This window comes from Streptomyces sp. NPDC046203, from assembly GCF_040646255.1.
In the GTDB taxonomy this organism is placed as follows: domain Bacteria; phylum Actinomycetota; class Actinomycetes; order Streptomycetales; family Streptomycetaceae; genus Streptomyces.
On sequence record NZ_JBEYZX010000014.1, the window covers coordinates 44,039 to 64,814 of the forward strand.

Consider the following 20,776-nt stretch of genomic DNA (forward strand, 5'->3'; position numbering starts at 1 on the left):
ATCGGGGCCCTCCTCCCGTGTCGTCCGGTGGGTCGCTCCCAGCGTCGCGGCGCGGGACGGCCGAAACGTCGGACCGGTGACGGAGATGTGCCCTACCGCCGGGGGTGCGGCGGGGCGGCCGTTACTCCCCCGGGAGTAACGGCGGGAGTAGGGACCGGGAGAGGGGCGGGACCCGGAGGGAGGCCCGGATCAGGCGGCGCGGGCGGGAGCGGCGGTACGGGCCAGGGGGACGGGTCCCGGCACTCGGCCGGGGCAGCAGGGGTGGCCTGGGCGCCCGGAAGGACGGGGCGACGGGACGACGGGAACACGGTCTCACGGGGCGCCGCACGGCCAGGGGGCAGCGGCCAGTCGACCGGCCCCGCACGCACCGCCCCCGCTCAGCCCACCGTACGGGCCGTCGCCAGCAGCCTGGCGGTGTCGTCGGCGCACAGGGTGAGCGCGGTGCCGACGATGCCGAGGACCTCGACCTCGGCCGGGGTGTACGGGCCGTCGGCGAGGGCGACGCGGGCGCCGTCGAGCAGGATCGACTCGCGGCCGGCGGCGGCCAGGTGCGGGGAGAGCGGTTCGAGGGCCTCGTGGAGTTCGATGGCGAGGGCCGCTCCCCCGCTGTGCGCGTCCGGCAGGTAGCGGCCCGTGTCGGCGGCGAGCCCGTCGACCATGTCGACGAGTTGCGGCGCCGTACAGTCCGCGTATCCGGCCGCCCGTACGGCCGCGACGGCGGTGTCCAGGGCGGCGCGCGAGCTGGTGCCACCCGCCGCGAGGACGGCGAGCGCGACGGTGTGCACCGCGTCCCGGAGCAGCCCGGAGAAGCGGCTGGTGGTCGGGTGCGTCAGCACGTCCGTACCGAAGTGGTGGTGGCAGGAGGCGCATTCGACGACCGGGCCGGCCTGGCCCCGGGGCAGCAGCGGTACGCCGAGGACGGCGAACCGGCGGCGGCCGGTCCGGCGGCGGTAGTTGCGGTCGCCGCCGCACTCCTCGCAGAAGAACTCGCCGTCGCCGACCGTGTTCCAGGAGGTGCGGATTCCGCAGAGAACCCTGCTCCGGTCCCGTGACCTCCGCGCTGCCCGCACGTCGCACCTCCCTCGCCACGCCGGCGCCCCTGCCGGCGTTGGCGTGATGTTAGCCACATCGACGAAGCCGCGTCAGTACCCCGACGGCAGAACGACGGGGAGATGGCCGAGACCTGCCGGGCCCCGCCCGGCCCGTACGGGCTCTTACAAGATCGAGCGACAAGCCGTACAAGTGTGCCGTTTCGGAACGTGTACGGGCCTCGTGAGAGCCTGGGGTACGGAGTGCGGCGTACAGAACCCGGCGTATAGGCGCAGGTGTGCGAGCACGCCCGGCGGACCCACCGCACGGCCCCCGTACAGGCCCCCGTACGGACCGCCGTACAAACCCGTCACACCGGCCCCCTCACGCGCGAAGCCCGCACGGAAGGTTCCGTACGGGCTTCGCCGCGAAGACGACGACTCAGCGCCAAGACGCCGGCTCAGCGCCAAGACGCCGGGTCAGCGCGCCGAGCGGTTCACCGCCGACACGACCGCCTTCAGCGAGGCGCGGGTGGTGTTGGCGTCGATGCCGATGCCCCACAGGACGCGGCCGTCGATGGCGCACTCGATGTACGAGGCGGCCTGCGCGGACGCGCCCTCGCTCATCGTGTGCTCCTGGTAGTCCAGCAGCCGGGCGTCGACGCCGATGGCCTGGAGCGCGGCGAAGAAGGCGGAGATCGGGCCGTTGCCGGAGCCGGTCAGCACGGTCTCGGCGCCGTCGACGACCGCCTCGATGGTCAGGGTGTCGGTGCCGTCGGTGTCGGACGTGGACTGGCCGGAGCGCAGCTGGATCCGGCCCCAGGCGTTGTCCGGGTTGGGCAGGTACTCGTCCTGGAACACCGACCAGATCGCGGCCGGCGTGACCTCGCCGCCCTCGGCGTCGGTCTTGGCCTGGATGATCCGGGAGAACTCGATCTGCATCCGGCGCGGCAGGTCCAGCTTGTGGTCGTTCTTCAGGACGTACGCGATGCCGCCCTTGCCGGACTGCGAGTTGACGCGGATGACGGCCTCGTAGGAGCGGCCGACGTCCTTGGGGTCGATGGGCAGGTACGGGACCGCCCACTCGATGTCGTCGACGGTCTTGCCGGCGGCGGCCGCGTCGGCCTCCATGGCGTCGAAGCCCTTCTTGATGGCGTCCTGGTGGGAGCCGGAGAAGGCGGTGTAGACGAGGTCGCCCGCGTACGGGTGGCGGGGGTGGACCTCCATCTGGTTGCAGTACTCGCTGGTCCGGCGGATCTCGTCGATCTGCGAGAAGTCGATCTGCGGGTCGACGCCCTGCGAGAACAGGTTCATGCCCAGGGTGACCAGGTCGACGTTGCCGGTGCGCTCGCCCTGCCCGAACAGACAGCCCTCGATCCGGTCGGCGCCGGCCATGACGGCCAGCTCGGCCGCCGCGACGGCCGTGCCGCGGTCGTTGTGCGGGTGGACGGACAGGCAGACGTACTCACGGCGGGTCAGGTTGCGGGACATCCACTCGAAGCGGTCCGCGTGCGTGGACGGCGTCGAACGCTCCACGGTGGCAGGCAGGTTGAGGATGATCTCGCGGCCGGGGCCGGGCTGCCACACGTCGCAGACCGCCTCGCAGACCTCCAGGGCGAAGTCCAGCTCGGTGTCGGTGAAGATCTCCGGGCTGTACTGGTAGCCGAAGACCGTCTCCGGGCCCAGCAGCTTCTCCGCGTACTCCATCACCAGGCGCGTGCCGTCGACGGCGATCTGCTTGATGTCGTCCTTCGAGCCTCGGAAGACGACCCGGCGGAAGGTGGGCGCGGTGGCGTTGTACAGGTGCACGGTGGCGCGCTTGGCGCCGACCAGGGACTCGATGGTCCGCTCGATCAGGTCCTCGCGGGCCTGGGTCAGGACGGAGATCGTGACGTCGTCCGGGATCGCGCCCTCTTCGATGATGGAGCGGACGAAGGCGAAGTCGGTCTCGCCGGAGGACGGGAAGCCGACCTCGATCTCCTTGTAGCCCAGGCGCACCAGCAGATCGAACATCTCGCGCTTGCGGGCCGGGCTCATCGGGTCGATCAGGGCCTGGTTGCCGTCGCGCAGGTCGGTGGAGAGCCAGCGCGGGGCCTTGGTGATCCGGCGGTCGGGCCAGGTGCGGTCCGGGATCTCGACGGCCTCGTAGCGGCCGTACTTGTGCACCGGCATGCCGGAGGGGCGCTGGGTGTGCGTCGCGTTGGTGATCGGCGTCGGTCGGCCGGCGAAGACGGACTGGCTCATTGCGTGGGGCTCCTCGGGTCCAGCGGTGGAGTTCCCCCCTGCCCGGGGACCGAGCGCGAGGGAGGCCGACTGTCGAACGCAACACCGAAACCCGCGGGGAGGGGGTCGGCCTACGACTACAGGCCCTCGCCGCGGCAGCTAAGGAGAAGCAGCCCGAAACGCATGATGCGCGTCACTGTAGCCGAGGGGTTCGTGGACCTGGACGACCGTTCCAGTATGCGGACGGCGGGCGCCGTCAAGGGGAAAAGGTGACCCATCACTCCATTTCGTCAATCCTCGTCGCAGGTCGTGACAGAGGCACCACACGGTGCCACATTGCTGATATGACTCACCATCTGACGCCTTGGCCGGGATCCCGCCCGCGCGTCTTCTGCGCGATCGTCCCGCCGCACATCCTGACGCGACTGTCCGAGTCCTCGAACCCGGCGCACGCGGAGGCCGCCCGCCGCACCCTCGCGGCCGACGCCGCGCACCGTACCGCCCGGGTCTCGCTCACCGCCCGCGCCGCCGCCTCCGGCTCCGGCACCGGCTCCGACGCCGCCGACAGTCCGCAGCGCACCATCTACGACGCCCAGCACCGCACCACCCTGCCCGGCAAGCGGGTACGCGCCGAGGGCGACCCCGCGAGCAAGGACGCCACCGTCAACCGCGCGTACGCGGGCCTCGGCGCCACCTACGACCTGTTCCACAAGGTCTACGGCCGCCGCTCCATCGACGGCTCCGGCATGCCGCTGCCAGCCAGCGTCCACTACGACCGGAAGTACGACAACGCCTTCTGGGACGGCGAACGGATGGTCTTCGGCGACGGGGACGGGGAGCTGTTCCTCGACTTCACCATCCCGGTCGACGTGATCGGCCACGAGCTGTCCCACGGCTTCACCCAGCACACCGCCAACCTCGCCTACTACGGCCAGTCCGGCGCGCTCAACGAGTCCGTGTCCGACGTCTTCGGCTCGCTCGTCAAGCAGTACGCGCTCGGCCAGACCGCGGCCCAGGCGGACTGGCTGATCGGCGAGGGCCTGCTCGGGCCCGCCGTCGACAAGGGCGTGGCGCTGCGCTCCATGAAGGCCCCGGGCACCGCGTACGACGACGACGTCCTCGGCAAGGACCCGCAGCCCGCGACGATGGACCACTACGTCCGCACGAGCGCCGACAACGGCGGCGTGCACGTCAACTCGGGCATCCCCAACCACGCCTTCTACCTGCTGGCCACCGAGCTCGGCGGCTCGTCGTGGGAGCGGGCCGGGAAGATCTGGTACGACGTGATGACGGGCGGAACGCTCGGCGAGGAGGCGACCTTCGCCGACTTCGCGCGGGCCACGGTCGCCTCGGCGCGCACGCTCTTCGGGGACGGCGGCGCGGAGACGGAGGCGGTCCTCAAGGCGTGGTCCACGGTCGGGGTGCCGACCGGCTGAGGGGACGGGGCCGGGGGCCGTCGGGGCCGTCGGGGCCGGGGGCCGTAAGGCCGTCGTCGGCGTCGCCGGGGTCACCACGGCCGTCCGGGCCGCCTCGGCCGCCGTCGTGAGGTAGACAGGGCGCATGCTGATTCGAGTGCGGCGCACAGGTGGTTTCGCGGGGATCGAACGGTCGGCGGAGGTGGACACCGCCGGCCGCGCGGACGCGGCCGAACTGCACGACCTGGCCGAGGCCGTCGCCGCCGGGAAGGGCGGGGACGGGAGTGAGGGTGGCGCGGGCGGTCAGGGCGTGCCGGACGGCTTCTCGTACGAGATCACGATCGACGGGGACCGGGGCGGGAACGGGGGCGGGAACGGGGGCCGTACCGTCCGCTTCCGTGATCCGCACCTCACGGACGCACAACGCGCCCTGGTGAGGAAGGTCCTCGCCGAGGGCGCGTGAGTCTGTGAGTCCACGAGGCCGTGAGTCCGCGGGTGCGGTCGTACGGAGCTCGCGTACCGAGAGTGTGAGGGGGGCGGGGCTCAGAAGCCGAGCTTGCGGAGCTGCTTCGGGTCCCGCTGCCAGTCCTTGGCGACCTTCACATGCAGGTCGAGGAAGACCGGCGTGCCGAGCAGCGCCTCGATGTGCTTGCGCGACTTCATGCCGACCTCCTTCAGGCGCGTGCCCTTGGGGCCGATGATGATGCCCTTCTGGCTGGGGCGCTCGATGTAGACGTTGGCGTGGATGTCGAGCAGCGGGCGGTCCGCCGGGCGGTTCTCGCGCGGCAGCATCTCCTCCACGACGACCGCGATGGAGTGCGGCAGCTCGTCCCGTACGCCTTCGAGCGCGGCCTCGCGGATCAGCTCGGCCACCATCACCATCTCGGGCTCGTCGGTGAGGTCGCCCTCCGGGTACAGCGGCGGGGACTCCGGCAGCAGCGGGATGAGCAGGTCGGCCACGAGCTGGACCTGCTTGTCGCCGACGGCCGAGACGGGCACGATCTGCGCCCACTCGATGCCCAGCTCACGGCCGAGCTGATCGATGGCGATCAGCTGCTCGGCGAGGGTCTTGGAGTCGACGAGGTCGGTCTTGGTGACGATGGCGACCTTGGGGGTCTTCTTGACCTCGGCGAGTTCCTTGGCGATGAAACGGTCGCCGGGGCCGAGCTTCTGGTCGGCGGGCAGGCAGAAGCCGATCACGTCGACCTCGGCCCAGGTGGTGCGCACGACGTCGTTCAGCCGCTCGCCGAGCAGGGTGCGCGGCTTGTGCAGGCCGGGGGTGTCCACAAGGATCAGCTGGGCATCCGGGCGGTGCACGATGCCGCGCACGGTGTGCCGGGTGGTCTGCGGCCGGTTCGAGGTGATCGCCACCTTCTGGCCGACGAGCGCGTTCGTCAGGGTGGACTTGCCCGCGTTCGGGCGCCCGACGAAGCAGGCGAAGCCCGCCCGGTGGGGGGCGGTGTTCTCATCGGTCTCGGCAGTGCGCACGCTCATGGACGCCATTGTCCCCGATGAGCGGGCCGATCACGTACTCAGTCCCGCTTCGGGTTTCGGGGAGGGGGTCCGGGCAGGACCGGGGAGGGGGTCGGAGGCGGGGTCGGAGGCACGTTCCGGGGTCCCTTCCTGGGGTCCGTTCCGGGTGGCTGTTCCGGGGCGGGCGCGCCTGCGGAGCCGTAGGACGACCGCTCCCGCCAGGAGGAGGGCGGCGAGCAGCACGGCCAGTGGCAGCCAGGGCAGGGCGACGAAGGACACACCCGCCGACTCGCGAACTCCCCGGGCGGTGGCCGTCACGGTCACCTCGCCCCGGTCGAACTGCGGCGCTCCCGTCCACCGGCTGGTGAGCCGGATCTTCTGCCGGGGCAGCAGCTCGGCGGGCAGACCGTCCAGGTCGCGGGCGAGCAGGGTGCGACCGAACAGGCCCCGGGCCCGGAGCGCCGCCTTGGGGCTGAGGGTGACGTTCCCGCGATTGTGCAGGGTGTACGAGACGACGGCCGTGCTCGCGCCGGTGCCGGGGACCAGCGGACGGTCCTGGTCGAGCGTGACGTCCTCGACGGCGAGGGCGGGCACGGTCGGGCCGCCGACCCGCAGATAGACCCGGGCACCGACGGCCCGCTGGACCCCGAGCGCCACCGTCCCGCCGCCCGTGCCCCGGCCTGGGGCGTCGGCTCGGGCGATCCGTTCGTCGAGCGCGACGACGGCGCCCGGGTGGTCGCCGGGGTCGGCGTCGGCGGGGACGGTGAGGGTGTACGGCACGGTGACGGCCGAACGCGGCGGCACGGTCACCCGTTCCCGGGCCGGCTTGATCCAGGCCCCGGCGCCGGTCTGCTTCTCCTCGCGGCCGCGGACGGCGAACCCGCCGTCGCGGGCGGTGTTGTAGGCGTCGGCACCGTAGAGGAGGAAGGTCAGCGGGGCGGCGCTCTTGTTGGTGACGGTGACCCGGTCGGTGAGGGTCGTCCCGGGGTCGGCGGTCAGATAGAAGTACGGGCGGCTGCCGAGGTGCGAGGCGGCGGGGTAGACGGCCCACTCGGCGTTCTCGGCGGCGGTGGCCGGCGGCGCGGACGTCAGCACGAGGAACGGGAGGAAGAGGAAAAGGGAGAGGGAGAGGGGCGGGAGGGCGTTCAGGAGGAGGACGTACGGCTTGCGGCGCACGGTGCGGAACCCCCGGGGCGGATGGGGAGCGGGCCGGCCGGGTGCGCACCCGGCCCGCTCGGCGGTCGGTCGGTCGGTCGGTAAGGCCAGTCGGTCGGTGGGCCAGTCGGCTGGGCGGTCGGCCGGGCGGGGTCCAGAGCCGCGCGGCTTCACGTGCGGGGCCCGGCCCCGGGCCCCATTCCCCGTCCCAGTCCCCACCCCCCGTCCCGGTCTCAGGACAGGGTGAGCGTGAGCACACCCGCGTAGCTGCCGGGCGCGGTGAAGGCCGGGACGTCGAGGGTGAGGCCGGCGTCGACGGTGAACTCGCCGCCGGTGAGCGCGCCGTTCGGGGTGGAGGCGAGGGTGGCGCCGTCGCCGCCGACCGGCCCCGCGCTGCCGGGCACACAGGTGCTGGGGCTGCCCGCCTTGGTCGCGCATGACGGGTTCCAGCCGAACCGGCCCGCGTCGACGGACGCGCCGCCCGGCCCGGTGAACGCCGTCACCTTGCCCGTCAGGGACCAGCCCGCGGGGCCGCCCCGGAAGTCCTTGACCGTCACCGTGCGCAGCGCGCCGGTCGCCGCGCCGCCCCGGCCGAAGTCGACGGCGGACAGCTCGACGGTGTCCCCGGCCTGGGTCATGGACAGCTCGCCCGCCTTGACGGTGGCCGTGACCTTCTGGCTGTTCGGCGGGGCGGGGGTGTCGTCGACGACCGTGTACGCGACGGGGCCCGCGCCCTTGGCGGGGTCCCATGCCGTTCCCTCGTACGCGACGATCCCGGTCGTCGTCTTGTCGTTGACCTTCAGGCGCGCGGTGAAGCCGCCCTGGCTGTCGGCGGCGAGCGTCATCCGGTCGGCGGTCTCGGCCGCGCCGGCCCGGCCGGCGACGACGATCTCGGCGAGCGGGGTGAAGCCCCGGCCGGAGACGGTGACCCGGGCCCCGGGCGCGCCGGAGGGGGCGGCGAGTTCGAGGGCGCGCTCGTTCGCGCCGGGCGGGGCGGTCGCCGTGACGGTCTCGGAGACCGGCGCGGGCGGGGCGCTGACGGTGCAGGGGGTGTCCAGCTCCATGAGGTAGCTGGTGTGGATGTTGTAGTCGCCGGGCGAGAGGGTGATCGCGCCGGGCGCGGTGACGGTGAAAGTGCCCGTCATGGAGAAGGACGGGAAGGAGCCCTTGCCGGGAACGGGCGGGTTCTTCTTCTCTCCGGTGACCGCGACCGCGCCGGACTGGGCGCCGCCGAGAGCGACCTTGCCGGTCGGCGTCATGATGTCGGCCGGGAGCGCGAGATCCACCGGGTTGGAGGCGGCGGGCTTCGTCACCGTGTAGGTGACGGTGACCGTGTCGCCGACCTTGGGCGTGGGGGTGTCGACGGTGACCCGCGCGCTCGTCGTCCCGTCGATGGGCGGGATGCCCGCGATCGGCGGCGGGACGCAGTGGGTGGCGAAGTCCACGGTCTGCGCGGCCGTACCGACCGCCCCGGCCGGAACGGCGAACGCCCCGCCCGCGGCTGCCGCGAGCACGACGACGCCGAGAACGGCCGCCTGGCGGCGCCGTCTTCGGGCCGCCGCACGGCGTGTGTCGAGTGCCATGAGTGCCCCTCCTGAGGGATGAGTGGGCGCCATTGACGGACCCGGGACAGAAGAAGTCAAGGGACACGGGGTGAAGTGTTTGACGGTGCGTCAGATACGGTGCCCGGACCCCCGCCCAGCCACTTCGGGCCCGCAAGAGCCCGTGGGCGCAGGTGATTTCCTCCTGCGGCCACGGGCGGGCCGGCGTGGGGCGGGTGCGGATCAGAGTGTCGGAGGATCCGGGAATCGGGCTCTCGGCGGGCGGGCGGGGCGGCTCAGCTGAAGACGAAGGGCCCCGGGGACTGCGAGGTGATCGCGTCGCAGTTCACCGTGACACCGAAGATCACCATCTTGAGCGCGGTGCCCGCGAAGTAGGAATCGAGGCTGTCGCCGGCGGCGACCGTCCCGGTGAGGGGCCCCATGGTCACGGCCCCGTTCGCGGGGAGCGCCGGGTTCTTCGTCCCGGTGAAGACCCGGGTGCCGCCGCCGGCCTTGGCCAGGGTCAGGGTGGAGTTGATCGTGTCGGCGCCGACAGCGACCGGCGTCTTGACGGCGGATTTGATGGTGAGGGTGGCCGAGGTGCCGGACTGCGTGGCGGCGAGGTTGGCGGTACCCGTCCCCCAGATCCCGCAGTCGTAGGTGGCCGTGGCCGTCCCGGGCGCGATGGCGGCGGCCCCCGGCGCGCACGTGAGCCCGGCGGCGAGCACCCCGGACAGCACGGCGACGAACCCGAGAGTGCTCCGGCTTCTGATTCTCATGGCGAGGTCGTACCCCTTCCGATGACGAACGCAGGGGTGCGGACGCTGCGTGAACTGCGCCTTGCGGATTACTGACGGACCATCATATGGACCGCTGCCATTGACCCGCATTCTTCACAAGAGCACAAGGGGTGTGCGGCCCCGCTCCGGAGGTTCCCCCCGCCCCCTTCTCAGCCCGCCGTGACCGCCGCGCGCAGCCTGCCGTCGAGGCCCGCGAGGAGGACCGGGGTGTCCGCGCCGCCGAGGTCGCGTACCGCGGCGCGGTCTTCGTCGGAGGCGGCTTCGGCGGCGGAAACGACCGCTGCGGCCTCCAGCGACTGGGCGCCGCTGGCCACGGCCATGGCGACCGCCGTCTGGAGCGCGCTCAGCTTCAGCGACTCCAGCGTGACGGTGCCGGCGACGTACGTCCGCCCGGTCTCGTCGCGTACCGCCGCGCCCTCCGGCACCCCGTTGCGGGCGCGGGCGCTGCGCGCCAGCGTGATGATCTTGAGGTCTTCGGCGCCGAGGTCGTCGTGCTCGCGGTTGAGGTTCATGATCCGAGGATAGGCCGCCCGATGGGCCGCGCCGGGGCGGCCCCGCCCCGTAAAACAGGAGGCGGAGCGATGCCCCGGCGTGTACGGTCCTCACGGGACGGGGCTCGTAGCGCAGTGGTCGTCGCGCCCCCACGACATGTGGGAAGACGTCGGTTCGAATCCGGCCGGCCCCGTCCCTTCGACGCGAACGGCCCCGGACCGATGGTCCGGGGCCGCCTTCGTCACCGCTCGCCGGAGGGGGTCAGCCCTGCGCGGCCTTCACGAACTTGTCGGTGGCCGTCTTGGCCAGCGCGTCGAAGTCCTTCTTGGCCGCGGCGTCGTCCGCGAGGTGCATGAGACGGAAGATGTCCGCGCCCTGACGGACGACGAGCATGGTCGGCTCGAGCTTGAAGCCGGGCGCGAGCTCCATGGAGAAGGTGAAGGCGATGGCCTCCTCCGCGCCCTGCGGGGCGGTGACCTTCTTCGCTCCGGCCTTCACCTTCTGACCCTCGGTCTCGACGGAGAAGTCCGCGCACGCGTCCACGGCGGCGGCGAGCTTCTTGGTGAAGTCGGCCGCGCCCGTACCGGAGAAGGTCATCAGCTGCTGGCTCAGCTCGGACGTGTTCTTGCCGATGAAGAACTCGGCGCCCGGGCCCTTGGTGGAACCGGTGAAGGAGGCGTTCATCGCCTCGGCGACCGGCTGGCACACGGCCTTGTCCGCCTTGTAGACGGACTTGCCCGCGTCCGCCTTCCTCGCCTTCCAGCCTCCGGACGGCAGGTCCTTCAGCTCCAGGACCGCGGCCTTCGCCTGGACATCCGTCATCGGCTTCGCCGGAGCGGCGGCCTCGGGGGCGGTGGAGGCGGAGGCCGAGACGGCGGGCTTGTCCGCGCCGTCCTTCTTGGCGTCGTCCTTCTTGTCGTCACCACCGCACGCGGCGGCGGACAGAGCGAGGGAGGAAACGACGAGAGCGGCGGAAAGACCACGGGTGAATCGCGTGCGCATTACGGTGAATTACCTCGGCGAAAGAAACGGGGATGAGAGAGCACTCCGCCGCGGGCGGCGCGGCGAAGTACCCGAAGACCATATCCCCGGCCACTGACAGTCCCGCCACCGGATGACGCCGTGACCCCAACTCAGAAGCCTTAGCTCGCAACGCCGTACATCGCACCGCGCCGCCCCTCCGGCGACACCAGCCATTCCAGCTTCGCCGCCGTGTCGGCTTCCGGAAGGGGGGTGTAGAGCGAGAGGACCAGGTCCGGGCGGGCGGGGACCCGGAGTTGGGTCGATTCGAGGACGAGCGCGCCCGCCAGCGGGTGCTCCAGTTCCTTGCGGTTCTGGCCGCCCGGCAAAATGTCCTGGCGGCCCCACAATTCGGCGAACACCGCACTCGCCGCCGTCACTTCCTCGACCAGCGCCATGAATCCGTCGTCCCCCGGATTGTCCGAACAGGCCGCCCGGAACTGGGCCACGATCCTCGGCGCCGTCTCTTCCCAACTCGCTATCCGTGACTGGTAGATCGGGTCCGTGAAAAAGGAGACGAGGCAGTTGCTCGGCGCTCCCGGGCGCAGGCCGAAGACAATCGACGCCGCATCGTTGTAAAGGACCGCGTTCCAGTACACGTCCATGACGACCGCCGGGAACGGCATCCAGGTGTCGATCAGCCGGCGCAGCCCGGCGTGCATGTCCAGGTCCGCCGGCGCGGTCTCGGGCGCGGGCGGGTTGAGCCCCGCGAGCACGTACAGGTGACGCCGCTCCACCGGGCTGAGCCGCAGCACCCGCGCCACCGAGTCAAGCACCTGCGGCGAGACGCTGATGTCCCTCCCCTGCTCCAACCACTGGTACCAGGAAGCCCCCACCCCGGCCAGGACGGCGACCTCCTCGCGGCGCAGTCCGGGCGTACGGCGCCGGGCACCGCCCTCCGGGAGACCCACCTCGGCCGGGCTGATCCGGGCCCGGCGGCTCATCAGGAACGCGCGGAGTTCCGCCCGTCGGGCCGCCCTGCTGTCCGTGCTCTCCAGCGTGACCATGTGCGCTCCTCCCCCGGGGCCCGAGGCCCGAAGCCCGACGGCGCCCTGCTCACTTCGGCCGCCTGACTGCCCGGCCGGTGCGACCGCCACGGCCGCTCAGCCGCCCCGGTGGCCCCGGTGACCCCGGTGGCCCCGTGGCTCCTCCGCTGGTCGGGGTGCTCGCCACCGCCGGCGACACGGTGTACGGGGGTGTGCGGACGGTCCTCGGCCTCACCGCGCTGATCGTCCTGACGGCCGCCGCCGTGGTCGCGGCCGGCCTGCGCCGTACCGCCGCTGCCGCCACCGCCGCCACGGCCGCCACGGACACAGCCACCGCCCACTGAGCACAGGCCCGGCGCGCCCCGGGGAGGCCCCAGGCGCCCCGGACCGCGCCGGCGCTACGCCCGGTCGAGCCGGAGCCGTACCGCCTTCGGCAGACCCGCCACGACCAGGTCGTACGAGTCCTCGATCAGCTCCCGGACCATGCGGTCCGGAAGCTGTCCCACGGTCACCGTGTTCCAGTGCCGCTTGTTCATGTGATAGCCGGGGACGATCGCCGGGTACTCCTCACGGAGCCGTACGGCGTCGTCCGGATCGCACTTGAGGTTGATCCAGAGCGGCCGGGCGTCCAGCGACGCGAGGGCGAACATCTTCCCGGCGACCTTGAAGACCGAGGTCTCCGGGCCGAACGGGAACTCCTCGCTCGTGTCCTCGAACTCCAGGCAGAATGCCTTCAGCCGCTCCGGCGTCATCGTCCCGCTTCCTCCTCGCCACCGCCGGCACCGGCCGCACCGGCCGACCTGACCGCACCGGCCACGCCACCCGCACCACCGGCGCCGTCCGCACCGTTCTTACCGGCCGCACCGTCCGCACCGCCCGCACCGCCCATCCGGTCCACACCGTCCGCCCAGCCCTCGCCGAGCGGCTCGACGAGCACGGTGACGATCTTGTTGCGGCGGCCGGCCGGGGCTTCGGCGGTCAGCCGCAGCTCCCGTCCGTCCGGCAGTTCCACGACGGCGTTCGCCCCGGCGATCGGCACCCGGCCCAGCGCCTTGGCGAGCAGACCGCCGACCGTCTCCACGTCCTCGTCGTCGAACTCGTCCTGGCCGAAACCGTACAGCTCGCCGAGATCGCCGATGTCGAGGCGCGCGGTGACCCTGTAGCGGTCCCCGCCGAGTTCCTCGACGGGCGGCAGCTCCCGGTCGTACTCGTCGGTGATCTCGCCGACGATCTCTTCCAGGATGTCCTCGATGGTGACGATGCCGGCCGTGCCGCCGTACTCGTCGATGACGACGGCGACATGCGTACGGTCCTGCTGCATCTCGCGCAGCAGATCGCCCGCGTTCTTGGTGTCGGGGACGAACGCCGCCGGGCGCATCGTCGTGGACACCAGGTCGGCCTCGGCCTCGCGGCTGATGTGGGTCTTGCGGACCAGGTCCTTCAGATAGACGACACCGACGATGTCGTCCTCGTTCTCACCCGTCACCGGGATCCGGGAGAACCCGGAGCGCAGTGCGAGGGTGAGGGCCTGTCGGACGGTCTTGTGGCGCTCGATGCACACGAGGTCGGTGCGCGGCACCATCACCTCGCGGACGAGGGTGTCGCCGAGCTCGAAGACCGAGTGCACCATGCGGCGCTCCTCGTCCTCGATGAGCGACTCCCGCTCGGCGAGGTCGACCATGGCCCGCAGTTCGGCCTCGGAGGCGAAGGGGCCCTTGCGGAAGCCCTTGCCGGGGGTGACCGCGTTGCCGATGAGGATGAGCAGCTGCGGGATCGGGCCCATCACCCGGGCCAGCGGCAGCAGGACGTACGCGGCGGCGGTCGCCGTGTTCAGCGGGTGCTGGCGGCCGATGGTGCGCGGCGAGACGCCGACGGCCACGTACGACACGAGCACCATCACCGCGATCGCGACGAGCAGCGCCTCCCAGGTCTCCGGGAGGGCTTCCAGGCACGCGAAGGTGACGAGGGCGCCCGCAGCCGTCTCGCAGGCGACGCGGACGAGCAACGCCACATTGAGATAGCGGGTGGGGTCGGCGGCGACCTGCGTCAGTTTCGCGGCCCCGCGCCGCCCGGACCGTACGGCCTCGGCGGCGCGGAAACTGGAGACACGGGCTATGCCGGCCTCGGCGCAGGCCGCGAGCCAGGCGATCACCACCAGGGCGACCGCGCCGAGGATCAGTTGTGCGTTCATGACGGACGACCGGTCCGGTCCGGCGTCAGTTGACGGTCGGCGCCGGCGACGGGCCGGTCAGGCCCTTCTCCGCGCGCCAGCCGTCCACGATGGCGGCCTGGAGACCGAACATCTCGGCCTTCTCGTCCGGCTCCTCGTGGTCGTAGCCGAGCAGGTGCAGCACTCCGTGGACGGTGAGCAGCTGCAGCTCCTCGTCCATGGAGTGCCCGGTCGGCGCGTCCTCGCCCTGCTTCTTGGCGACCTCGGGGCAGAGCACGATGTCGCCGAGGAGGCCCTGCGGGGGCTCGGCGTTCTCGTCGTCCTTCGACGGCGGACGCAGTTCGTCCATCGGGAAGGACATGACATCCGTCGGGCCCGGCAGGTCCATCCACTGGATGTGGAGCTCTTCCATCGCCCCGGCGTCCACGACGATCACCGAAAGCTCGGAGAGCGGGTGGATGCGCATGCGCGCGAGGGCGTAGCGGGCGATGTCGAGGATCGCCTGCTCGTCGACCTCGGTGCCGGACTCGTTGTTGACGTCGATCGACATGTGCTGCTGTTTCTACTTCCCGTTGCGGCGTTCCCGACGACCGCCGTCGTGCTCACGGTCGCGGCTGTCGCGCCCGCTTTCGCTGCGGCTGTCGTACTTCTCGTACGCGTCGACGATACGGCCGACGAGCTTGTGCCGTACGACATCCTGCGACGTGAGCGTGGAGAAGTGCACGTCCGGCACCCCGTCCAGGATGTCCCGGACCTGCCGCAGACCGCTCTTCGTACCGCCGGGGAGGTCGACCTGGGTGATGTCGCCGGTGATGACGATCTTCGAGTCGAAGCCGAGGCGGGTGAGGAACATCTTCATCTGCTCGGGGTTCGTGTTCTGCGCCTCGTCCAGGATGATGAAGGCGTCATTAAGGGTGCGGCCCCTCATATAAGCCAGGGGTGCGACCTCGATCGTTCCGCTCGCCATCAGCTTGGGGATGGAGTCGGGGTCGAGCATGTCGTGCAGCGCGTCGTACAGCGGGCGCAGATACGGGTCGATCTTCTCGTAGAGGGTGCCGGGCAGGAAGCCGAGGCGCTCGCCGGCCTCGACCGCCGGGCGGGTCAGGATGATGCGGGTGACCTGCTTGGACTGGAGCGCCTGCACGGCCTTGGCCATGGCCAGATAGGTCTTGCCGGTACCGGCGGGGCCGATGCCGAAGACGATGGTGTGCTTGTCGATGGCGTCGACGTAGCGCTTCTGGTTGAGGGTCTTGGGGCGGATCGTGCGGCCTCGGCTGGAGAGGATGTTCTGGGTGAGGACCTCGGAGGGCGTCTCCTCGGCGCCTTCCCCGTCTTCCTTCCGCAGCATGGCGATCGAGCGTTCCACCGCGTCCTCCGTCATCGGCTGACCGGTGCGGAGCACCAGCATCATCTCGTCGAACAGACGCTGGACGACCGCGACCTCCGTCGCGTCGCCGACCGCGCTGATCTCGTTTCCCCGTACATGTATGTCCGTGGACGGGAACGCCTTCTCGATCACGCGCAGCAGGGCGTCACCGGATCCGAGCACCATCACCATGGGGTGCTTCGCGGGGACGGTGAACTGGGCGCGCGCCTGCCCCGGCGCGGGGGTCTGGGCTGTGGGTGTCCGATTCATGGGCCGGCACTGTGGCCTGCGTAAACCTCCCGAACCAGGGCCCTCGCCGTTCGAGTTCCCTCGGCTTCCCAGCGTACGACTGCGCACTCGCCCACCAGAAGTCTTTTTGCGGGGAGCGGGGAGGGGTTGGGGAGGGTGGTCGGGGCGCCGAGCGGTGCGCGAGGGCGGGGACGGGGACGGGGACGGATCCCCGGCACGCGGTTACGGGATCCGGTGCGGGGCTACGGGATCCGATCGAGTACGGGGCTACGGGATCCCGTACCGGGCCTACGGCACCCGGTACGTGCCTACGGCGCCGGGGCCGGGCGGAAGCCGATGGTCGGGACGGCCCGGCGCAGCGCCCAGGGGCGGGCCGGGACCGGGAGCAGCCCCTCCAGGAAGGCGTACCGGGCGCGCAGGGCGGCCGGGTCCTGGCCGTCGTACCGCTGCGCCTGCTGCCACCAGGCGGCGATCTCGCCCCAGGTCGGCGCGGACAGGGAACCCCCGAACTCCTGTACGGACAGGGCGGCGGTGAGTCCGGCGAACGCGAGCCGGTCGGCGAGCGGCCAGCCCGCCAGGGTCCCGGTGACGAAGCCGGCCACGAAGACGTCGCCGGCGCCGGTCGGGTCGAGGGCGGCGACCTGGATGGCGGGCACCTCGGCGACCTCGCCGGTGCCGCCGTCGACGGCGTAGGCGCCCTCGGAGCCGAGGGTGACGACGGCGTAGCGGACCTTGTCGGCCAGCGCGCGGGCGGCGGCGCGGGGGCACTCGGTGCGGGTGTAGCGCATGGCCTCGGCGGCGTTCGGGAGGAATGCCTCGCAGTGCTCCAGGTCGGTGAGGGCGGCCAGGTCCCAGCGGCCGGTGTCGTCCCAGCCGACGTCGGCGAAGATCCGGGAGCCGGAGCGGGCCGCGCGGGCCACCCACTCCTCCTCCTGGCCGGGCACCAGGGAGGCGACGGCGGCGCGGGCCCTCGGCGGGCAGGCGCGCGCCGAGCCCGCGGCGGTCAGGTCGATGCCGGGGTCGGTGCCGCTGCCGGAGTCGGTACCGATGCCGGGGTCGGTGCCGGAGTCGGGGTCGAGGGGGGCGCCAGGTCCGGTGCCGGGGTCGAGGTCCGCGTCGGCGGGCGGGGCGGCGTGGCCGTGGGAGATCATCGTCCGCTCGCCCTCGTAGGCCATGGAGACGGTGACCGGGGAGTGCCAGCCGGCGATGGTGCGGGACAGCGAGAGGTCGATGCCCTCGCCCTGTTCGAGGGCGTCCCAGCAGTACTCGCCGTAGTGGTCGTCGCCGAACGCGGCGGCGAGCGAGGTGCGCAGGCCGAGCCGGGCGAGCGCGGTGGCCATGTTGGCGACGCCGCCGGGGCTGGAGCCCATGCCGCGGGCCCAGGACTCGGTGCCGCGGACGGGCGCGCTGTCGAGGCCGGTGAAGATGATGTCGAGGAAGACCGTGCCGGTGAGGAACACGTCGCAGGCCGGATCGCCGGGCTCGCGCAGCAGGCTCAGCGGGTCGACGACGTCGTTGTCGCGTTCGGTCACGGCAGGCTCCCCGGTCGTGGTGCGGCGGCGGACCGGCACCGGTGGCACGCCGGGGGCGTCCGGGGCATCGGACGCGTCGGATGCGTCGGATGCTTTCGCACGCGTCCGATGCGCCTGATGCGTCGGATACTTCGGGCGCACGCGGGCACGGAGGGTGCCACTGGTGTCGATGGTGCCGGTCCGCACAGTGTGCCGGAAACGGACCCGCGAGGCAGGCCGAACGTGACGAATTCGCCCTGGAATACCCAGCCATTGGAGTTCCAAACCGACCGTGACGCGTATCACAGACTGAATCGGGGGATATCACCTTCTCCGCCGCCTCGGTTGCTTGGTACACATGGTCGTGCGACCCGTGAAGCACCGGGCGCCTCTCTCCCCTCCCTGTTCAGTTCCTGGAACGCCCATGTCCTCGCGCCGCCCGCGTGCCCTGGGGGCGCTCGTCGCTCTCGTCTCCCTGTTCACGGCCGGTTACCTCGCCTCGTACCTGCTGCCGACCGTCGTCGGCCGGCTGTCCGAGAGCCTCGGCCTGCGCCCCGCCCACGCCGGCATGGTCGGCTCGGTCCTGCTGCTCTGCTCGGCGTCGGCCGGGTTCACGCTCGCCGGGCGGGTGGAGCGGCTCGGCCCGCGCCGGACGGCGCGGTTCGGGCTCGCGGCGATGGTCGTGGGATACGGGACGGCGGCGGCCACGGAGCTGTTGCCGCTGGTCGTGGCGGGCGCGGTGGTCGGCGGTTTCGGCTCGGGCACGTCGACGGCGGTCGCGGCCTCGGGCATCGCGGGCCGGCCCGATCCGCAGCGGGGGTCCACCCTCGGTCTGCTGTCGGTGTCCGCGACGGCGGGCGCGCTGTATCTGACGCTGCCCCGGCTGGGCGGCGGCCACGCGCTGCCGTTCCTGGCGATCGCGGGCGTGGCGGTGCTGGTGTCCCCGGCGACCCGGTGGCTGCCGGGGCCGGGCCGGGGCGTGCTGGACGCGGCGCCGCAGGGCGCGGGGGTGACCCTGGGGTCCGGCATGGGTGCGGGCGCGGGCCGGGGCGCGCAGCCGCTGCCCGCGCGGTCGGCCGGACTGGCGCTGGCGGGTGCGATCGTCTTCTGGTCGATGGCGCAGAACGCGCTGTGGGGCGTGAGCGGCCGGATCGGGATCACCCGTGCGGGTCTGTCCGAGGTGACCCTCGGACTGGTGTTCGCGGTGGCACTCGGGGCGGGGCTCGCGGGAGTCCTCGCGGCGGGCGCGCTCGGTTCGCGGCTCGGCCGGGCGGTGCCGATCGGCGGCGGTACGGTGCTGATCTCGGCGTGCGTCCTGCTCAGCGCGACCGCGGCGGGCCCGGTGTCCTTCGCGACCGGCGAGATCCTCTGGAACGCGGTCTACCCGGTCGTCCTGTCCTACCTCCTCGGCCTCGCCGCCACGCTGGACGCGCGCGGCCGGTGGGCGGTCCTGGTCGGCTCGGCCTCGTCGCTCGGAGTGGCCTGCGGGCCGGTCACCGGCAGTCTGCTGTCGGAGGCGGCGGGCTACCCGGGCATGGGCCTCACGCTGAGCGTGCTGCTGCTCCTGGCCGGACTGCCGATGACGGCGGTCGCCCGGCACGCCTCCGGCCGCCCGCTGGTCCCCGGCTCCATCCGCCGCCGCGGCGGCGCCCCGGCAGCGTTCCTGGCGGGCACCTCCCCCGCGCCGCCGTCCCTGCTCCCCCAGATCGGCACCCCGGAGGCGCAGGTCACCCCGATCCGCGTCGCCTCCCGGGGCCGCCGCCTGGCCCAGTCGGCCTTCCGCCTGGCGCGGCCGAGCTCGCGGGGCTGAGGGCGGGGCGACCTGTCGGCGGCGGCGGTGCCCGGTTGCCGGTGCCGGTACCCGATTGTCGACGCCGGTGCCGGTGCCGACGCCGACGCCAGTGCCGGACCGTATCGGGCGTGGTGTCGCCGGGTTGTAGGCTCCCGACGGCCGGCAGAGCGGTCCCGGCGCCTCAGCCGTTTCCCGCGCCCGGCCTTCTCCGACACTGGCGGGAGTTCTCATGAACAGATGGACGGCCTGCGCGGCCGTCGCCGCGGGCGCGGCGCTTCTCGCCCTCTACCTGACCGATGTCGTCGCCACCGTGCCGTACTCGGTCTTCGCCGTCCTCGCGGGCACGGCCCTCGTCGTCGACGGGCTCCGGAAGCTGTACCGCCTCCGGCGCCCGCCGAAGCCCCGGGACGAGGCCGGGTAGAACGGGACAGGACCGGACGGGCCGGGCCGGGCCGGGCCGGAATCAGGCCGGAATCAGGCCAGGTAGAAGTCGTACGCCTCGACCTCCGCCAGGTACCTCTCCCGGCGGTCCTCGTCGTCGTCCAGGAAGGACGCCAGGAAGGAGTTGCGGGCCAGGGTCCGCAGCTGGTCCGGGGTGAGGGACAGGGCGTCGCGCACCGCGTCGAAGTTGTCCCCGACGTAACCGCCGAAGTACGACGGGTCGTCCGAGTTGACCGTCGCCATCAGCCCCGCCGCCAGCATCTCCCGCAGCGGGTGGTCGCCGATCTTGTCGATGGCGCGCAGCCGCACGTTCGACAGCGGGCACAGCGTCAGCGGCGTCCGCTCCCGCACCAGCCGCTCGACCAGCTCCGGGTCCTCCATGCAGCGCAGACCGTGGTCGATCCGCTCCACGCCGAGGACGTCGAGGGCCTCGCGGATGTACTCCGCCGGGCCCTCCTCGCCCGCGTGCGCGACGCGTCGCAGCCCGAGCCGCGCGGCCTCCTCGTACACCTCGCGGAACTTCGCCGGCGGGTGCCCGACCTCGGCCGAGTCGAGCCCGACCCCGGTGATCCGGTCCAGGTACGGGCCGGCGGCCCGCAGCGTCTCCATCGCCGACTCGGCCGACTCGTCGCGCAGGAAGCACATGATGAGCCGGGTCGAGATGCCGAACCGCTCCTCGGCGCGGTCCAGGGACGCGCCCAGGCCCTCGATGACGGTGCCGATCGGCACCCCGCGGGCCGTGTGCGCCTGCGGGTCGAAGAAGATCTCGGCGTGCCGCACGCCCTGCGCGGCGGCCCGCTCCAGATAGGCGTCGGCCAGCTCGGTGAAGTCTTCGGCGGTGCGCAGCACGGCCATCAGGGCGTAGTACAGGTCCAGGAAGGACTGGAGGTCGTCGAAGCGGTACGCCTCGCGCAGGGCCTCGGTGTCGGCGTACGGCAGGGTGACGCCGTTGCGCGCGGCGAGGGCGAAGGCCAGCTCGGGTTCGAGGGTGCCTTCGATGTGCAGGTGCAGTTCAGCCTTGGGGAAAGCCATGGGGGGTGCCGTTCTGTCTCTTCGGTCTGGCTCGGCGTCGGTCGGTCTTGACGCCGGTCGGTCTCGGCGTCGGTCGGGTCTC

General features: G+C 72.3%; 20 protein-coding genes and 1 tRNA gene. 6 read left to right on the forward strand and 15 right to left on the reverse strand.

What is annotated here, in order from left to right:
* Positions 1-377: 377 nt before the first annotated feature.
* Together ABZ990_RS13995 and leuA are read right to left on the reverse strand one after the other, a co-directional pair.
* Positions 378-1,070, reverse strand: coding sequence for a TerB family tellurite resistance protein (locus ABZ990_RS13995; protein ID WP_361230320.1), 693 nt, complete (start codon positions 1,068-1,070; stop codon positions 378-380).
* A gap of 438 nt (positions 1,071-1,508) precedes the next feature.
* On the reverse strand, positions 1,509-3,272 hold the full coding sequence (gene leuA / locus ABZ990_RS14000) for a 2-isopropylmalate synthase (protein ID WP_361230323.1): 1,764 nt from the start codon (positions 3,270-3,272) through the stop codon (positions 1,509-1,511).
* A gap of 323 nt (positions 3,273-3,595) precedes the next feature.
* On the opposite strand from leuA, the gene ABZ990_RS14005 reads away from it, so the two are divergent.
* Both ABZ990_RS14005 and ABZ990_RS14010 read left to right on the forward strand, forming a co-directional pair.
* Complete coding sequence (locus ABZ990_RS14005) at positions 3,596-4,687, forward strand: M4 family metallopeptidase (RefSeq protein WP_361230326.1); 1,092 nt, start codon at positions 3,596-3,598, stop codon at positions 4,685-4,687.
* 124 nt (positions 4,688-4,811) lie between these two features.
* On the forward strand, positions 4,812-5,129 hold the full coding sequence (locus ABZ990_RS14010) for a protealysin inhibitor emfourin (protein WP_361230329.1): 318 nt from the start codon (positions 4,812-4,814) through the stop codon (positions 5,127-5,129).
* A gap of 80 nt (positions 5,130-5,209) precedes the next feature.
* Here the strand turns inward: ABZ990_RS14010 and era are convergent, their stop codons facing one another.
* The 5 genes from era to ABZ990_RS14035 form a co-directional block, all read right to left on the reverse strand.
* On the reverse strand, positions 5,210-6,169 hold the full coding sequence (gene era / locus ABZ990_RS14015; protein WP_361230332.1) for a GTPase Era: 960 nt from the start codon (positions 6,167-6,169) through the stop codon (positions 5,210-5,212).
* Between the two features lie 21 nt (positions 6,170-6,190).
* A complete protein-coding gene (locus ABZ990_RS14020; RefSeq protein WP_361230335.1) occupies positions 6,191-7,315 on the reverse strand; it encodes a DUF916 domain-containing protein in 1,125 nt (374 codons plus the stop codon).
* Between the two features lie 212 nt (positions 7,316-7,527).
* Positions 7,528-8,877: a beta-xylosidase gene (locus tag ABZ990_RS14025; protein WP_361230338.1), complete on the reverse strand. Its 1,350-nt coding sequence runs from the start codon at positions 8,875-8,877 to the stop codon at positions 7,528-7,530.
* Between the two features lie 254 nt (positions 8,878-9,131).
* A complete protein-coding gene (locus ABZ990_RS14030) occupies positions 9,132-9,614 on the reverse strand; it encodes a hypothetical protein (RefSeq protein WP_361230341.1) in 483 nt (160 codons plus the stop codon).
* 170 nt (positions 9,615-9,784) lie between these two features.
* The gene (locus ABZ990_RS14035) at positions 9,785-10,147 is read right to left on the reverse strand and encodes a cytidine deaminase (protein WP_361230344.1); all 363 of its coding nucleotides are present in this window, start codon (positions 10,145-10,147) and stop codon (positions 9,785-9,787) included.
* A 99-nt stretch (positions 10,148-10,246) separates the two neighbouring features.
* On the opposite strand from ABZ990_RS14035, the gene ABZ990_RS14040 reads away from it, so the two are divergent.
* Positions 10,247-10,320: transfer RNA gene (locus tag ABZ990_RS14040), tRNA-Ser, on the forward strand.
* A 68-nt stretch (positions 10,321-10,388) separates the two neighbouring features.
* Here ABZ990_RS14040 and ABZ990_RS14045 read toward each other — a convergent pair.
* On the reverse strand, positions 10,389-11,129 hold the full coding sequence (locus tag ABZ990_RS14045; RefSeq protein WP_361230347.1) for a hypothetical protein: 741 nt from the start codon (positions 11,127-11,129) through the stop codon (positions 10,389-10,391).
* Between the two features lie 140 nt (positions 11,130-11,269).
* The gene (locus ABZ990_RS14050; protein ID WP_361230350.1) at positions 11,270-12,154 is read right to left on the reverse strand and encodes a helix-turn-helix transcriptional regulator; all 885 of its coding nucleotides are present in this window, start codon (positions 12,152-12,154) and stop codon (positions 11,270-11,272) included.
* 134 nt (positions 12,155-12,288) lie between these two features.
* On the opposite strand from ABZ990_RS14050, the gene ABZ990_RS14055 reads away from it, so the two are divergent.
* Positions 12,289-12,477, forward strand: coding sequence for a hypothetical protein (locus ABZ990_RS14055; RefSeq protein WP_361230353.1), 189 nt, complete (start codon positions 12,289-12,291; stop codon positions 12,475-12,477).
* Positions 12,478-12,531: 54 nt separating this feature from the next.
* Here the strand turns inward: ABZ990_RS14055 and ABZ990_RS14060 are convergent, their stop codons facing one another.
* The 5 genes from ABZ990_RS14060 to ABZ990_RS14080 all read right to left on the reverse strand — a co-directional run bounded on the left by ABZ990_RS14060 (position 12,532) and on the right by ABZ990_RS14080 (position 17,450).
* The gene (locus ABZ990_RS14060) at positions 12,532-12,885 is read right to left on the reverse strand and encodes an MmcQ/YjbR family DNA-binding protein (protein WP_361230356.1); all 354 of its coding nucleotides are present in this window, start codon (positions 12,883-12,885) and stop codon (positions 12,532-12,534) included.
* The gene (locus ABZ990_RS14065; RefSeq protein ID WP_361230359.1) at positions 12,882-14,324 is read right to left on the reverse strand and encodes a hemolysin family protein; all 1,443 of its coding nucleotides are present in this window, start codon (positions 14,322-14,324) and stop codon (positions 12,882-12,884) included. The genes ABZ990_RS14060 and ABZ990_RS14065 overlap by 4 nt, the downstream gene beginning before the upstream one ends.
* A 25-nt stretch (positions 14,325-14,349) precedes the next feature.
* On the reverse strand, positions 14,350-14,853 hold the full coding sequence (gene ybeY, locus ABZ990_RS14070) for an rRNA maturation RNase YbeY (protein WP_361230362.1): 504 nt from the start codon (positions 14,851-14,853) through the stop codon (positions 14,350-14,352).
* 12 nt (positions 14,854-14,865) lie between these two features.
* A complete protein-coding gene (locus ABZ990_RS14075) occupies positions 14,866-15,939 on the reverse strand; it encodes a PhoH family protein (protein WP_361230365.1) in 1,074 nt (357 codons plus the stop codon).
* Positions 15,940-16,226: 287 nt separating this feature from the next.
* Positions 16,227-17,450 carry a PfkB family carbohydrate kinase gene (locus tag ABZ990_RS14080; protein WP_361230368.1) on the reverse strand — a complete coding sequence of 408 codons (1,224 nt, stop codon included), beginning with the start codon at positions 17,448-17,450 and terminating at the stop codon, positions 16,227-16,229.
* Between the two features lie 403 nt (positions 17,451-17,853).
* Here ABZ990_RS14080 and ABZ990_RS14085 point away from each other — a divergent pair, with 403 nt between their 5' ends.
* Positions 17,854-19,239 (forward strand): MFS transporter, encoded by a 1,386-nt coding sequence (locus ABZ990_RS14085; protein WP_361230371.1) that lies wholly within the window; start codon positions 17,854-17,856, stop codon positions 19,237-19,239.
* Positions 19,240-19,450: 211 nt separating this feature from the next.
* On the forward strand, positions 19,451-19,642 hold the full coding sequence (locus ABZ990_RS14090) for a hypothetical protein (RefSeq protein WP_361230374.1): 192 nt from the start codon (positions 19,451-19,453) through the stop codon (positions 19,640-19,642).
* 53 nt (positions 19,643-19,695) lie between these two features.
* On the opposite strand, the gene ABZ990_RS14095 is transcribed toward ABZ990_RS14090, so the two are convergent.
* Positions 19,696-20,694 (reverse strand): adenosine deaminase, encoded by a 999-nt coding sequence (locus tag ABZ990_RS14095; RefSeq protein WP_361230377.1) that lies wholly within the window; start codon positions 20,692-20,694, stop codon positions 19,696-19,698.
* Positions 20,695-20,776: the final 82 nt, after the last annotated feature.

What these genes read in the sequence shown, in the direction of transcription:
- leuA (WP_361230323.1), bottom strand. Translation starts at nt 3,272, where the DNA reads ATGAGCCAGTCCGTCTTCGCCGGCCGACCGACGCCGATCACCAACGCG.
- ABZ990_RS14005 (WP_361230326.1), top strand. Translation starts at nt 3,596, where the DNA reads ATGACTCACCATCTGACGCCTTGGCCGGGATCCCGCCCGCGCGTCTTC.
- ABZ990_RS14010 (WP_361230329.1), top strand. Translation starts at nt 4,812, where the DNA reads ATGCTGATTCGAGTGCGGCGCACAGGTGGTTTCGCGGGGATCGAACGG.
- era (WP_361230332.1), bottom strand. Translation starts at nt 6,169, where the DNA reads ATGGCGTCCATGAGCGTGCGCACTGCCGAGACCGATGAGAACACCGCC.
- ABZ990_RS14025 (WP_361230338.1), bottom strand. Translation starts at nt 8,877, where the DNA reads ATGGCACTCGACACACGCCGTGCGGCGGCCCGAAGACGGCGCCGCCAG.
- ABZ990_RS14030 (WP_361230341.1), bottom strand. Translation starts at nt 9,614, where the DNA reads ATGAGAATCAGAAGCCGGAGCACTCTCGGGTTCGTCGCCGTGCTGTCC.
- ABZ990_RS14035 (WP_361230344.1), bottom strand. Translation starts at nt 10,147, where the DNA reads ATGAACCTCAACCGCGAGCACGACGACCTCGGCGCCGAAGACCTCAAG.
- ABZ990_RS14045 (WP_361230347.1), bottom strand. Translation starts at nt 11,129, where the DNA reads ATGCGCACGCGATTCACCCGTGGTCTTTCCGCCGCTCTCGTCGTTTCC.
- ABZ990_RS14050 (WP_361230350.1), bottom strand. Translation starts at nt 12,154, where the DNA reads ATGGTCACGCTGGAGAGCACGGACAGCAGGGCGGCCCGACGGGCGGAA.
- ABZ990_RS14060 (WP_361230356.1), bottom strand. Translation starts at nt 12,885, where the DNA reads ATGACGCCGGAGCGGCTGAAGGCATTCTGCCTGGAGTTCGAGGACACG.
- ABZ990_RS14065 (WP_361230359.1), bottom strand. Translation starts at nt 14,324, where the DNA reads ATGAACGCACAACTGATCCTCGGCGCGGTCGCCCTGGTGGTGATCGCC.
- ybeY (WP_361230362.1), bottom strand. Translation starts at nt 14,853, where the DNA reads ATGTCGATCGACGTCAACAACGAGTCCGGCACCGAGGTCGACGAGCAG.
- ABZ990_RS14075 (WP_361230365.1), bottom strand. Translation starts at nt 15,939, where the DNA reads ATGAATCGGACACCCACAGCCCAGACCCCCGCGCCGGGGCAGGCGCGC.
- ABZ990_RS14085 (WP_361230371.1), top strand. Translation starts at nt 17,854, where the DNA reads ATGTCCTCGCGCCGCCCGCGTGCCCTGGGGGCGCTCGTCGCTCTCGTC.
- ABZ990_RS14090 (WP_361230374.1), top strand. Translation starts at nt 19,451, where the DNA reads ATGAACAGATGGACGGCCTGCGCGGCCGTCGCCGCGGGCGCGGCGCTT.
- ABZ990_RS14095 (WP_361230377.1), bottom strand. Translation starts at nt 20,694, where the DNA reads ATGGCTTTCCCCAAGGCTGAACTGCACCTGCACATCGAAGGCACCCTC.